The organism is Pseudomonas iridis, from assembly GCF_017980685.1.
In the GTDB taxonomy this organism is placed as follows: Bacteria; Pseudomonadota; Gammaproteobacteria; order Pseudomonadales; family Pseudomonadaceae; genus Aquipseudomonas; species Aquipseudomonas iridis.
Window position 1 is genome coordinate 162917 of sequence record NZ_JACXXO010000007.1, and the last position, 12244, is coordinate 175160.

13 protein-coding genes and 1 tRNA gene are annotated in these 12244 nt (G+C 57.8%); 9 read left to right on the forward strand and 5 right to left on the reverse strand.

Annotation, left to right across the window (positions count from 1 at the left end; genetic code table 11):
• The first annotated feature begins 8 nt into the window (after positions 1-8).
• The 4 genes from IEQ42_RS13945 (at position 9) to IEQ42_RS13960 (ending at position 4994) form a co-directional block, all read left to right on the forward strand.
• Positions 9-494: a response regulator gene (locus IEQ42_RS13945; protein ID WP_228731988.1), complete on the forward strand. Its 486-nt coding sequence runs from the start codon at positions 9-11 to the stop codon at positions 492-494.
• An 86-nt stretch (positions 495-580) separates the two neighbouring features.
• Complete coding sequence (locus tag IEQ42_RS13950; RefSeq protein ID WP_210703901.1) at positions 581-1003, forward strand: chemotaxis protein CheY; 423 nt, start codon at positions 581-583, stop codon at positions 1001-1003.
• Between the two features lie 135 nt (positions 1004-1138).
• Positions 1139-1765 (forward strand): response regulator transcription factor, encoded by a 627-nt coding sequence (locus tag IEQ42_RS13955; RefSeq protein WP_210703902.1) that lies wholly within the window; start codon positions 1139-1141, stop codon positions 1763-1765.
• 10 nt (positions 1766-1775) lie between these two features.
• The gene (locus tag IEQ42_RS13960) at positions 1776-4994 is read left to right on the forward strand and encodes a transporter substrate-binding domain-containing protein (protein WP_210703903.1); all 3219 of its coding nucleotides are present in this window, start codon (positions 1776-1778) and stop codon (positions 4992-4994) included.
• 17 nt (positions 4995-5011) lie between these two features.
• Here the strand turns inward: IEQ42_RS13960 and dkgB are convergent, their stop codons facing one another.
• Positions 5012-5815: a 2,5-didehydrogluconate reductase DkgB gene (dkgB, locus tag IEQ42_RS13965; protein ID WP_210703904.1), complete on the reverse strand. Its 804-nt coding sequence runs from the start codon at positions 5813-5815 to the stop codon at positions 5012-5014.
• Between the two features lie 367 nt (positions 5816-6182).
• Between dkgB and IEQ42_RS13970 the strand changes: the two genes are divergently transcribed.
• The 3 genes from IEQ42_RS13970 (at position 6183) to IEQ42_RS13980 (ending at position 8898) form a co-directional block, all read left to right on the forward strand.
• Positions 6183-7049, forward strand: coding sequence for a pirin family protein (locus IEQ42_RS13970; protein ID WP_047300438.1), 867 nt, complete (start codon positions 6183-6185; stop codon positions 7047-7049).
• A gap of 126 nt (positions 7050-7175) precedes the next feature.
• Entirely contained in the window at positions 7176-7970 is a 795-nt protein-coding gene (gene xth, locus IEQ42_RS13975; RefSeq protein WP_210703905.1) for an exodeoxyribonuclease III, read from the forward strand.
• 100 nt (positions 7971-8070) lie between these two features.
• Positions 8071-8898, forward strand: coding sequence for an arylamine N-acetyltransferase family protein (locus IEQ42_RS13980; RefSeq protein WP_210703906.1), 828 nt, complete (start codon positions 8071-8073; stop codon positions 8896-8898).
• A 3-nt stretch (positions 8899-8901) separates the two neighbouring features.
• Here IEQ42_RS13980 and IEQ42_RS13985 read toward each other — a convergent pair whose 3' ends face one another.
• Both IEQ42_RS13985 and IEQ42_RS13990 read right to left on the reverse strand, forming a co-directional pair.
• A complete protein-coding gene (locus tag IEQ42_RS13985) occupies positions 8902-9237 on the reverse strand; it encodes a BrnA antitoxin family protein (RefSeq protein ID WP_042558586.1) in 336 nt (111 codons plus the stop codon).
• Between the two features lie 3 nt (positions 9238-9240).
• Entirely contained in the window at positions 9241-9525 is a 285-nt protein-coding gene (locus IEQ42_RS13990; RefSeq protein WP_210703907.1) for a BrnT family toxin, read from the reverse strand.
• A gap of 255 nt (positions 9526-9780) precedes the next feature.
• Here IEQ42_RS13990 and IEQ42_RS13995 point away from each other — a divergent pair, with 255 nt between their 5' ends.
• Complete coding sequence (locus IEQ42_RS13995) at positions 9781-11307, forward strand: nucleobase:cation symporter-2 family protein (protein ID WP_210703908.1); 1527 nt, start codon at positions 9781-9783, stop codon at positions 11305-11307.
• A gap of 192 nt (positions 11308-11499) precedes the next feature.
• On the opposite strand, the gene IEQ42_RS14000 is transcribed toward IEQ42_RS13995, so the two are convergent.
• Positions 11500-11575, reverse strand: a tRNA-Asn gene (locus IEQ42_RS14000).
• A 219-nt stretch (positions 11576-11794) separates the two neighbouring features.
• On the opposite strand from IEQ42_RS14000, the gene IEQ42_RS14005 reads away from it, so the two are divergent.
• The gene (locus tag IEQ42_RS14005) at positions 11795-12025 is read left to right on the forward strand and encodes a hypothetical protein (RefSeq protein WP_042558588.1); all 231 of its coding nucleotides are present in this window, start codon (positions 11795-11797) and stop codon (positions 12023-12025) included.
• Here the strand turns inward: IEQ42_RS14005 and IEQ42_RS14010 are convergent.
• Positions 12022-12222, reverse strand: a complete 201-nt coding sequence (locus IEQ42_RS14010) for a hypothetical protein (RefSeq protein ID WP_210703909.1) — start codon at positions 12220-12222, stop codon at positions 12022-12024. The two genes, IEQ42_RS14005 and IEQ42_RS14010, sit on opposite strands and share 4 nt — an antisense overlap.
• Positions 12223-12244 lie beyond the last annotated feature (22 nt).

Here is a 12244-nt window from a genome sequence, read left to right on the forward strand (position 1 = left end):
AAAGTCCTATGAGATTTGGGATTTTTCCTAACCAGTACTACGCAGAAACGCCGGACACTTGTGCCAATTCCACCATCCTCGAGGCAACGATCATGTCCCTTCAGCCGCTTCGAATTCTGGTGCTCGAAGATCACGCGTTCCAACGCTCGGTTGCGGTCAGCATCTTGCAAAGTCTGGGGTGCCGGCAGATTTACGAAGCCAGTGACGGCGCGCAGGCACTGGCCCTGTTGAAGGACATCGGCTGCGTAGACATTGCCCTGTGCGACTTGCAAATGGAGGGTATGGACGGCCTGCAGTTCTTGCAACGCGTAGGTGCGTCCGGGCAGGTAAAGTCGGTCATCATCAGCAGCTCGTTGTCGGCCGATCTGCGCCGCGAGCTGCTGGCACTGGGGTGCACGCAAGGGCAGGGGTATTGGTACGCAAGACCGATGGCCGGAACCGATTTGCTGAACTGGCTGCAACGGCGCAGTTATCGGCAGATCTCGGGCGAATGATTTTTTTAGGAAATGTCCTACAGAACCTGCCGTTGAGGTTGCGTAGTCTTGCCGCACCCAGAAACCTGATCACCGGGAGATTGACCATGATCAATAAAGCCCTGCGTATCCTTATCGCCGATCCGCAGCATTTTCACCGGATGAAAGTCGAGCGTCTGTTTAACGGCCTCAACTACTACCGCGTTGCCCCGGTGCAGAGTATCGCCGAGCTGTTGACGCTGGTGGACTACGGCTGCGAACCGTTCGACGTGGTGGTTATCAACGCTGAACTGGCGATGGGGTCGCTGGATCTGCTGGAGTTTTTCCTCGACAACCCCCAGGTGCGTCATGCGCTGATCTACAACGAACCTTCGGCGCCGTTGCAGGTGAAATCAGGTTTCGCGCAGGAGAATGTGCAGATCAGTCATGCGGCGCTGCCCAATGAACAGGCAATCAGGCACTTGATGGCGTTGGCCGACGCACCCCAATGGAAACAAGCCGTGGTTGAGCAGCGTCGGGCATATGCATAAACATACCCTCACCGCAACTGTCAGATCTGACAGGTGATTTCCATTCCATTGCGTGCAACAGTCGCTGCGCAGCCATTGAGTCTGGATCAGCCGATCCCGGTGATCTTATTGCCAGATTTTGTAGTGGGAGTGGAAATGAAGTCAGCGCTGATCGTCGACGACCACCCAGTGGTGCGCGCCGCCATCCGAATCGTGCTGCAATCCGAGGGTTTCAAGGAGATTCACGAGGCATCCAGTGGCAACGAGGTGGTGCAAATGATCCGCGAGCACCAGCCCCGGTTGGTCGTGCTTGACTTGGGTCTGCCAGCACTCGACGGGCTGGACGTCATGGCCCGAATCAAAGCCAACGACCTTAAGTGCAAAATTCTGGTGTTCAGTACTCACGAGGCCTTGTTTTACCAGGAGCGCTGTCTGCGCGCTGGGGCGATGGCTTACGTCACCAAGACCAATCAACTGCAACAGTTGCACAAAGCCATTCAGGCAGTGATGGCGGGCTACACCTATTTTTCCGCGATGCCGGACAACGTCAGCGTGTTGAATGCTGTGCAAACCACGGAAAAACAGATGATTGATCAGCTCTCCGATCGAGAGTTGAGCATTTTCGTGCAACTGGCGCAGGGCAAGCCCAACAAGACAATTGCCGAAGACATGCACCTCAGCCATAAAACGGTCAGTACATATAAAACCCGACTGATGAAGAAGCTCGGGATGGGTACAGCGGTGCACTTGCGCGATTTCGCCAAGCGCAATCATTTGATCTGAGTAGCCGGACATGAGCCAGGGAGGGCGTGTCTGTTGGCTGTGGCTTGGCCTTGTTACCTCTTGCTGGGCGAGTGAAGCGCCGCAGGTTCTCGAGGTGTTGACTCGCTCCGGGCTCGATAATGTCCAGATCCGTCTGGACGAACAAGACCGCCAATGGTTGCGTCAGCATCCGGTGTTGCGGATGGGCATTTCAGGTCGCGATTACCCACCGTTCGAGATCACCCGCAATCAGCATGAACTGGAAGGGCTCACAGCCGATTACGCCGACCTGCTGGCGCAACTGCTGGGCCTCAGAATCGAAGTCCGGCGTTTTGCCAACCGGGAAGCGTTGATGGCGGCACTCAAAAGTGGCGATCTCGATGTACTGGGGACATCCAACAGTTTTGAGATCGCCGACCCTGCGATCGTTCTGTCCCGACCCTATGCCGAAGATCAGCCAATGCTGGTTACCCGGCTCGAAGAGTCCATGCCGATGAATCTCTCGGGCAAGCGTGTCGCCATGGCCGAGGATTACATGCGGCTGGCGACGGTGCAGGCGTTCTATCCTGAAGCGAGCGTGCAACTTTACGCCTCGGCAATGGATGCACTGGGAGCCGTGGCGTTCGGTATAAATGATGTTTATCTGGGCGATTTCATCAGTGCCAGTTACTTGATCAACACCAATTATCGAAATGACCTGCAATTGGCAGGGCCCGCGGGACTTGATGCCAACCCGTTCGGCTTTGCGCTGATGCGCAGCGATGTGCGCCTCAAACGTCTCGTCGACAAGGCGTTGGCGGCGATTCCCATGGAGCATCGGCAACGTATCGAACAACGCTGGAGCGTCGGTCTTGCCGAGATGGCTGAACAAACACGGGTGCAGCTCAGTGCCGCAGAACAGCAGTGGCTGGATCAACATCCGGTGGTGCGGGTCGGCGGTATCGAAGATTTTGCCCCGCTGAGTTTTTTTGACGCGGATGGCCGTTTCAGTGGGCTTGCGGCGCAACTGTTGAGCCTGATCAGTCAGCGCAGCGGGCTGAATTTCGAGGTCGTGCGCGGGGAGTCGCTGGATCGCCAGATCGAGCAACTTCAGGCCGGTGAGCTTGACGTGCTACCTGTGGTGACGCCCAGCAGTGAGCGTGAAAACGAACTGCGATTCACTCGGGCCTACATGAACAATCCGTTTGTGCTGGTCAGTGGGACAACCGAGGAAAGCCCACGCAATCTCGATGATTTGGTGGGTAAACGGCTGGCGATTTATCGCGGCCACCCGTTGCGCGGCTATTTGCAGGAACGGGTCGCGGCATTGCGTTTTGTCGAAGTCAAAAGCCCCGCCGAAGGCATAGCGTTGATTGCCAAGGGGCAGGTAGACGTCACCGTCAGTTCGTTGCTGGTGGCGCGATTTGTGATTGCCCGTCAGCATCGCGAGCGTCTGTGTATTGCCAGCACTATTGGCGATCAACCGGCCCGTATTGCCCTGGCCACCGCGCCACAATCTTCGATGCTTCATTCGATCCTGAACAAGGCATTGCTGAGCATCGCTCCGCAACAGATGGACGAACTGGTTGCACGATGGAGTCATGATGTGGTGCTGGAAGAGAGCTATTGGCTACGACATCGCCGCGAAATTCTGCTGGGTTTTGCAGGGGCGGCGAGCCTGCTGTTGGCGGCGCTGATCTGGATCGGTTTGCAGCGCAGACAGATCCGTCAGCGTCAGCAGTGGTTACAACAATTGCAGCAAGCCAAGGACGCCGCGGACGACGCCAATCGGGCCAAAACCACGTTTCTGGCGACTATGAGCCATGAAATTCGTACGCCAATGAATGCATTGATCGGGATGCTCGAGCTGGCGCTCAAACGCGCCGATGAGGGTGTGACCGATCGCCTGGCCATTCAGGTGGCCTCCAATGCCGGGCAACAGTTGCTGGCACTGATCGGCGACATTCTCGACATCGCGCGCATTGAAACCGGGCATTTGTCCCTGGCTCCCGAGCGGGCCAACCTGCGGGAACTGGTGGTGTCGGTGTGCCGGGTGTTTGAAGGGCTGGCGCGACAGAAGTGCCTGTTGTGGCACGTCGAGTTAGGTGAGCACAGTGACGTCGATGTATTGATTGACCCGACGCGCTTCAAACAAGTGTTGTCGAACTTGCTCAGCAACGCGATCAAGTTCACTGAAGACGGCGAGGTGAGCCTCTGGCTGAAAGTGACAGCGGTGTCGGCGCAGCGACTGGCCGTGAAAGTGGTCATCAAAGACAGCGGGATTGGCATCAGTGCGCAGGATCGGCAACGGTTGTTCAGCCCTTTCGTACAGGCGAGCAATAACGCTCAATCGGCGCGCGGTGGTTCCGGATTGGGCTTGGTGATCAGTCGCAGCCTCTGCGAAATGATGGGCGGCTGGTTGCACCTCGACAGCGAGCCGGGTCGCGGTACGCAAGTGCAAGTCAACCTCGAACTGCCGCTGCTGGCCGGCATCGCGCATGCCCCGGCAACACCGCTGACGCAGGATATGCCTGTGTGCCCACTGAGCGTTCTGGTGGTGGATGATCATCCGGTGAACCGTTTGTTGCTGTGCTGGCAGTTGAGTGAGCTGGGCCATCGGACGATTGCCGCCGAAGATGGCCATGAAGGACTGGAACGTTGGCGGACACAGCCCTTCGACGTGGTCATCACCGACTGCAACATGCCGCGGCGCAACGGCTATGAACTGGCGCGGGCCATCCGTGACGAAGAAGCCGCGAGCGGCCGCGCGCCTTGTCTGTTGATCGGGTTCACCGCCAATGCTCAAGTCGAGGAGACGGTTCGTTGCCTTGATGCCGGCATGGACGAATGCCTGTTCAAACCGATTCGCTTGCACGATTTGCAGCAGGCGTTGACGGGTGCCAGCCATAACGACAGTGGTGTCGAACCGGTCGAAGACATGGCCCTGACAGAAATCGACCTGAGCGCGCTGGAGCAGATGGCCGGCGATGATCACTCGATGATCGATCGCCTGCGTGAAGAAGTTTTGCGCAGCCTGCACCACGATCTGCAACGCCTCGACGAGTTGAACCACGAGCATGACAGCGACGGGTTGCGCGAACTGGCCCATCACATCAAGGGCGGCGCGCAGATGGTGGGGGCCGCGCGCGTGGTGGCGGCTTGCGCGGGTGTTGAACAGGCGTGTATCGAGGCCGACGCCGATACCGTGGTCATGGCGATCCATACGCTGCGCGAGGCCATGAATGGTCTCGCGCAGCGTCTTCAGGGCTGAGCATTCAATCGCGCTGATTAATCCCAGGCAGGCGCAATGCCTTTCGGGCTGGTAAGGCGATGGCCGCGATCCAGCGTGGCGATTTGCGCCATGTCGGCATCGCTCAGCGTCAGGGCAGTGGCGCCGAGATTGCTTTGCAGGTTGGCGCGTTTGGTCGATGACGGAATCACCGCATAACCCGACTGCATGGCCCAGGCCAGAGTGACTTGCGCCGGGGTGGCGTGCAGGCGTTCGGCGATCTGATGGATCAGGGGGTCTTTCAGCACTTCGCCATAGGCGAGGGTCATGTATGAGGTGATGTGGATGCCCTGACTCTGGGCGAACCCGGCTACTTTGCGGTTTTGCAGGTACGGATGCAGCTCGATCTGATGGGTCGCGATGTTGTCGGCACCGACGGCAGCAATCGCCTGTTTCATCAGGTCGATGGTGAAGTTGGAAATACCGATCTGCCGGGTCAGGCCCAAACGCTTGGCTTCCAGCAGGGCGGTCATGAACTCTTCGACGGGCACTTGATCGTCCGGTGATGGCCAGTGGATCAACGTCAGGTCGAGGTAGTCGGTCTGCAGTTTTTGCAGGCTCTCTTTGAGGCTTTCAATCAGGCGCTCTTTGGCGAAGTTGGCAATCCAGATCTTGCTGGTGATAAACAGCTCTTCACGTGGGATGCCGCTAGCGGCGATGGCCTGGCCGACGTCGGCTTCGTTCTCGTAGATCTGTGCGGTGTCGATGACCCGATAGCCGAGTTCGAGGGCAGTGCTCACTGAATCGATGACCACCTGGCCTTGCAGGCGGAACGTACCAAGGCCGAAAGCGGGAACAGACATGAAGACTCCAGGGGTTGCAGTGGGAATGGGGGGAGTATCTGCGTTTGCTTTCGTGGGAAAAACCGTTGGTAGCGCAAAGCATTGTTGATCAGAAATCATGAATCAATTCCCAGACTTGTGATGTCTGGGCTGGCCTCTTCGCGGGCAAGCTCGCTCCCACAGGGAATTGTGTTGGTGCTGAATTGTATTTACATCCCGAAAACCTTTGGGAGCTGGCTTGCCAGCGATCGCCGCGACTCGGTCTTGAGGCTGCCGAAGTACACTGTCCTCCAGATAGAACGATGAAGCTGGTTTTTGCCGTCTAGTGCAATAATCGTCATGCAATTAAGCTGAATCCATTGCATCAGCTACCCATTTGGAGCCAGCCATGAAAAACATCATCGGTATTTACACCAGCCCTCGCGGCCATTGGGTCGGCGATGGTTTTCCGGTTCGCACACTGTTTTCCTACGACAACCTTGGCCAACACATCAGCCCGTTCTTGTTGCTTGATCACGCGGGGCCTGCCGAATTCACGCCGACCACCGAGCAGCGCGGCGTGGGTCAGCATCCGCACCGTGGTTTTGAAACCGTGACGATTGTTTACGACGGTGAAGTGCAGCACCGCGACTCCACGGGCAGCGGTGGCACCATCGGCCCGGGCGACGTGCAATGGATGACCGCCGCCTCCGGAATACTCCACGAAGAGTTCCACTCGGAAAACTTCGCCAAAACCGGTGGCAAGCTGGAAATGGTTCAGCTGTGGGTCAATCTGCCCGCCAAGGACAAGATGGCCGCGCCGGGTTACCAGACAATTCTCGACCGTGACATCCCGCGCATTGCGCTCAAGGACAATGCCGGCAGCCTGCGTTTGATCGCCGGTGAGTTCGACGGCCATACAGGCCCGTCGCGCACCTTCACGCCAATTGATGTCTGGGATCTGCGCCTGAACGCTGGCAAGTTGCTGGCGCTGGATCTTCACGAAGGACGCAATACTGCGCTGGTGGTGTTGAAAGGTTCGGTGCAGATCAATGAACAAGAATCGGCGGAGCAGGGGCAACTGGTGTTGTTCGAGCGCGACGGCCGTCAACTGGCTCTCAAAGCTGCAACCGACGCCGTGGTGTTGCTGCTGAGCGGCGAGCCGATCGACGAACCGATCGTCGGCCACGGCCCGTTCGTGATGAACACCGAGCAGGAAATCCATCAGGCCTTCGCCGATTTCCAGTCCGGGCGTTTTGGCCGAATGCACGGTTAATTCCGGCCATAACATAAAACCTTGCAGGCGTGAGCCTGCCCGCGATAGTGGCGGAACGATTCAATGCAACCAGTGCGGGGGCGATCAGGTCAGATTTTTCACAACCTCTGACACGAGCCCCGGACGATGAAAAACCTGCGGATCGCCACCTTCAACGTCAACGGCCTGCGCGCGCGGCTGCCCAATCTGCTGGAGTGGCTCAAGCGCGAGCAGCCGGACATCGTTTGTCTGCAAGAACTCAAATCGCTCGACAGCGCGTTCCCCGCAACCGAACTGGAAGCGGCCGGTTACGGCGCGATCTGGCATGGTCAGGCGGCATGGAACGGTGTGGCGATCCTCGCCCGCGATGCGCAACCACTGGAGAGTCGGCGCGGCTTGCCCGGTGATCCCGAGGACAAGCACAGCCGCTATCTGGAAGCGGCGGTGCACGGCGTGTTGGTCGGTTGTCTGTACCTGCCCAACGGCAACCCGCAGCCAGGGCCGAAATTCGATTACAAACTGGCATGGTTCGAACGGCTGATCACCTATGCGAAAGACCTGCAAAGCAGTGATCACCCCGTGGTGCTGGCCGGCGACTACAACGTCGTGCCCACCGACATGGACATCTACAACACCCGCTCATGGCTGAAGGATGCGTTGCTGCAACCCGAAAGCCGCGAGTGTTATCAGCGATTGCTGGATCAGGGCTGGACCGATTCGCTGCGGCATCTGTATCCCGAAGATCGCCTCTATACTTTCTGGGATTACTTCCGCCAGCACTGGCAAAGCAACTCCGGCCTGCGCATCGATCATCTGTTACTCAATCCGGCGCTGAGCCCTTACCTGCATGAGGCCGGCGTAGATGCCTGGGTACGCAATGAACCGCACGCCAGCGACCATGCACCGACATGGATTCGCATAGGCTCACGGAAAAAACGCTAGGGGCGATTGGTGAAATCAATTGTCGAATTCAGTGCCCCATACCGTATACATGGCGACCATCAACGCAGTGACTTGCGGCCCCATGCATAAGGACTGAGCAATGAGTGAGCCACGTCTGACGAATCTGAAACGGTATCTGCAACGCCTGGGTTTCGAGGCGCCACCGCCGCCGACCCTGGAAACCCTGCGCGAGTTGCAATGGCGCCATACCGGCGCTTTCACCTTTGAAAATCTCGCAACGGTCACCGGCGCCCCGGTATTGATCGATCTTGCCTCGATTGAGCAGAAAGTCTTGCACGGTGGGCGCGGCGGTTACTGTTACGAACTCAATCATCTGTTTTTTGCCCTGTTGCTTGAATTGGGCTTCGACGTTCGTGCCATCAGCGGGCGAGTGGTCATGAATCAGCCCGAAGGCGCCTGGACCGCGCGCACCCATCGCTTGAGTCTGGTAACCCTCGACGGCGTGCGCTACGTCACCGATGTCGGCTTCGGCGGCATGGTGCCGACCGCACCGCTGATGCTGGATACCGAGGCCGAGCAAGCCACACCGCACGAACCGTATCGCATCGAAAAACAACCCGATGGCTACATGCTGCGCGCCAATGTCGGGGGCGAATGGCGGCCGATGTACCTGTTCGATCTGCAACGCCAGGAAGACATCGATTTCACCATCGGCAACTGGTACGTCTCGACGCATCCGCAATCACCGTTTGCCCATCGCCTGATGGTTGCGCGTACTGGCGATGGCTGGCGGCGCACATTGAACAATGGCAGTTTCGCGATCCACCGCATCGGCGCCGAGAGCGAGCGGCGTGATGTCATCGACGTTGATGAACTGATTGAGTTGCTGCTGCAGGAGTTCGATCTACATTTGCCTGAGCGGCCGCATGTGCGCGACACCTTGGCGCGGTTGATTGTCCCGGCCTGAGGTCTATGGCTTCGCATCCGGCTCCAATACCCGGCGAATTTCCCCTACCGCTGCCGACAGTTTCTTCTCAAGGCTCTTGAGGTCGGCGGCCGTGATGCCTTTCTTGAACTGCCCGGAATGGGCCGAGTCATCGGCTTGGCCCTTATCGCCAGCGCTATCGAGCAGCGCATGGCGCAGGGTGTTGTTGATCACCGTCTGATAACCAAACCCCTCGTTTTCCGCCACCGTGCGCGCGGCGTCTATAACGGCATCGTCGAGCATGATGGTGATGCGGGTTTTGCCCTTGGTGGACACCGCTGCGCCACGTTTGCCCTGAGAGAAGTCATATTCATCTTTCATCGGTCAAGCCTCCAGAAAATACTCGCAACGTTCGCTCGGGGTGGCGAAACGTGCAGAAATAACGCGTACGACATTCGCTTCGCGGTAACTGTACGCAACGACCAATAAACGTCCCCTGGCATCGAGGCCGAGGGTGATCCAGCGTTGTTCGTCATGGTCGTTGTCCTCAATGGTTAGTGCGCGTTCATCGTGAAAAACCGCTTCAGTCTCTGCAAGGCTGACACCCCTGTGCTTGAGTTTATTGGCTGCGTTCTTGCTTTTGTCGTACTGAATGTCGAATGGCTTCATTATGCATACTTTATATGTATAAAAAAGGGCGCGACCGCACCGTCGGTCGCCATGGACACTTCAGCCTAGTGGTAGATAGAGCAGGGGCAGGAGGGGATGTGTTGCCGGATTTGTGGGGGATGGAAGCTGCGGGATAGAAGCTTGGGTGGCTACCTATCCATTATCTGACTGATAAGTTGTATACAACTCTATGGACATTTGTCACGAGTATTGAATACAGTGTGCGCATAACAAAAACCAGGGAACCCCCCCACCATGAAAACGCCCCATGTTTCACACCAACGGCCCGAGGACGAAAACCTCGGGGTCGGCGCGAATATGGCTTACGGCCTGCAACATGTTCTGACCATGTATGGCGGTATCGTCGCGGTGCCACTGATCATCGGTCAGGCGGCCGGGCTGTCGCCCGCAGACATTGGTTTGTTGATTGCTGCTTCATTGTTTGCGGGGGGGCTGGCGACACTGCTGCAAACCCTGGGTCTACCGTTTTTTGGCTGTCAGTTGCCGCTGGTTCAGGGTGTGTCGTTTTCGGGCGTTGCGACCATGGTCGCGATCGTCAGCAGCGGCGGGGAGGGTGGCTTCCAGTCGGTGCTTGGCGCGGTGATTGCCGCGTCGCTGATCGGCTTGTTGATTACCCCGGTGTTCTCGCGCATCACCAAGTTCTTCCCGCCGCTGGTGACCGGCATTGTGATCACCACCATCGGCCTCACGCTGATGCCGGTGGCCGCGCGCTGGGCCATGGGCGGCAATAGCCAGGCGCCGGACTTCGGCAGCATGCAGAACATTGGTCTGGCGGCGGTCACGCTGGTGCTGGTGTTACTGCTGAGCAAGGTCGGCAGCTCGACCATCTCGCGCTTGTCGATCCTGTTGGCGATGGTGATCGGTACGGTGCTGGCCGTGTTCCTTGGGATGGCCGACTTCTCTGGCGTCACCACCGGCCCGATGTTCGGCTTCCCGACACCGTTCCATTTCGGCATGCCGACTTTCCACTTCGCAGCGATTCTGTCGATGTGCATCGTGGTCATGGTGACGCTTGTGGAAACCTCGGCGGACATTCTCGCGGTGGGTGAAATCATCGGCACCAAGGTCGATTCCAAACGTCTGGGCAATGGACTGCGCGCGGACATGCTGTCGAGCATGTTTGCGCCGATCTTCGGCTCGTTCACCCAGAGCGCCTTCGCCCAGAACGTTGGCCTGGTGGCGGTGACCGGGATCAAGAGTCGTTTTGTGGTCGCCACCGGTGGTCTGTTTCTGGTAGTCCTTGGCCTGCTGCCATTCATGGGCCGAGTGATCGCGGCAGTGCCGACTTCGGTACTCGGCGGCGCAGGTATTGTGTTGTTTGGCACCGTGGCCGCGAGTGGTATCCGTACGTTGTCGAAGGTTGACTACCGTAACAACGTCAATCTGATCATTGTCGCGACCTCGATTGGTTTCGGCATGATCCCGATTGCTGCGCCGAGCTTCTACGATCAATTCCCGAGCTGGTTTGCGACCATTTTCCACTCGGGTATCAGCTCGTCGGCGATCATGGCGATCCTGCTTAACCTGGCGTTCAACCACTTCACTACCGGCAACTCTGACCAGCAGTCGGTGTTTGCGGTGGCGGAGGAGCGAACTCTGCGTTATCGCGATCTGGCGGCGCTGCGTGAGGGTGATTACTTCTGCGACGGCAAACTGCATGATTGCGATGGCAAGGAAGTGCCGGTGATCGAAGTGGACGCGGATCACGACCATGGTCACGGTGCACCGAAGGTGCAGGTGAAGAGCAGCGAGCATGTTTGATCGCTGATCGAATAAAAAGGCCGATCTGTTGGAAGACAGATCGGCCTTTTCGTTTTCGTGGAGATCAAAAGATCGCAGCCTGCGGGGGAATGCATTTCAAACTGTAGGAGCTGCCGCAGGCTGCGATCTTTTGATCTTTCCGAGCGCCCACAAAAAAGCCCCTGAACCTTTCGATTCAGGGGCTTTGCTATTTGGCTCCACAACCTGGACTCGAACCAGGGACCCAGTGATTAACAGTCACTTGCTCTACCAACTGAGCTATTGCGGAATTGGTGCGTATGTTACTGATTCAAAAAGAGAAGTCAAGCGTCTGTTGTTGAATTTTGCAATTCGTCAGGACGGACGGTGGTTTACCGGCAATTGGCGGTTACCAGAATTGCCTCAGGGGTCTACCATGGCCGCCCGGAAGTGGTCACACGCGCTGCCGGCCATTCGCCGAAAAGGTACGCGCCATGAATCACACATCACTGTACATCGAGGTGCTCGCATGACCACCGCTCAAATCAGCCTGCCAAAAGGCGTCGGCCCGCACGCCGAAAAACTCTTTGATGCAATCACTCAGGCCAGCACCGCTGAAGAATTGAACCGCGCTGGCGGCAAGGCCGAGGGTTTTGTCCTCGGCCTGGAAACTGCCAAGGCCATCAAAAGCCAGATTGCCGAATCGCTGTACGTTGTCTATGACGATGCCGCCAGCCAGCGTGCGAGCGAACTGGCTTAACTGCCGAAAGTGATGGTGCCCATCATCAACCTGGCGTAAGCCGCGGTGGTCGCCAGTTGCACCAGCCACAAGACCAGGCCGCCGAGAAACACCCCGGTCGCCACTTGCAGCACCAGGCTTTTTTCGCGTTTGGCCGGGGCGCGCGGGATGAAATCATCCATTTCGTCACGGTCGGCGCGCAGGTTGTCGTTTTTCATGTTGGCTCTCGCAGAATTCTCG

What these genes read in the sequence shown, in the direction of transcription:
- dkgB (WP_210703904.1), bottom strand. Translation starts at nt 5,815, where the DNA reads ATGTCTGTTCCCGCTTTCGGCCTTGGTACGTTCCGCCTGCAAGGCCAG.
- IEQ42_RS13985 (WP_042558586.1), bottom strand. Translation starts at nt 9,237, where the DNA reads ATGAAAGATGAATATGACTTCTCTCAGGGCAAACGTGGCGCAGCGGTG.
- IEQ42_RS13945 (WP_228731988.1), top strand. Translation starts at nt 9, where the DNA reads ATGAGATTTGGGATTTTTCCTAACCAGTACTACGCAGAAACGCCGGAC.
- IEQ42_RS13995 (WP_210703908.1), top strand. Translation starts at nt 9,781, where the DNA reads ATGAAAACGCCCCATGTTTCACACCAACGGCCCGAGGACGAAAACCTC.
- IEQ42_RS13970 (WP_047300438.1), top strand. Translation starts at nt 6,183, where the DNA reads ATGAAAAACATCATCGGTATTTACACCAGCCCTCGCGGCCATTGGGTC.
- IEQ42_RS14010 (WP_210703909.1), bottom strand. Translation starts at nt 12,222, where the DNA reads ATGAAAAACGACAACCTGCGCGCCGACCGTGACGAAATGGATGATTTC.
- xth (WP_210703905.1), top strand. Translation starts at nt 7,176, where the DNA reads ATGAAAAACCTGCGGATCGCCACCTTCAACGTCAACGGCCTGCGCGCG.
- IEQ42_RS13980 (WP_210703906.1), top strand. Translation starts at nt 8,071, where the DNA reads ATGAGTGAGCCACGTCTGACGAATCTGAAACGGTATCTGCAACGCCTG.
- IEQ42_RS13960 (WP_210703903.1), top strand. Translation starts at nt 1,776, where the DNA reads ATGAGCCAGGGAGGGCGTGTCTGTTGGCTGTGGCTTGGCCTTGTTACC.
- IEQ42_RS14005 (WP_042558588.1), top strand. Translation starts at nt 11,795, where the DNA reads ATGACCACCGCTCAAATCAGCCTGCCAAAAGGCGTCGGCCCGCACGCC.
- IEQ42_RS13990 (WP_210703907.1), bottom strand. Translation starts at nt 9,525, where the DNA reads ATGAAGCCATTCGACATTCAGTACGACAAAAGCAAGAACGCAGCCAAT.
- IEQ42_RS13950 (WP_210703901.1), top strand. Translation starts at nt 581, where the DNA reads ATGATCAATAAAGCCCTGCGTATCCTTATCGCCGATCCGCAGCATTTT.
- IEQ42_RS13955 (WP_210703902.1), top strand. Translation starts at nt 1,139, where the DNA reads ATGAAGTCAGCGCTGATCGTCGACGACCACCCAGTGGTGCGCGCCGCC.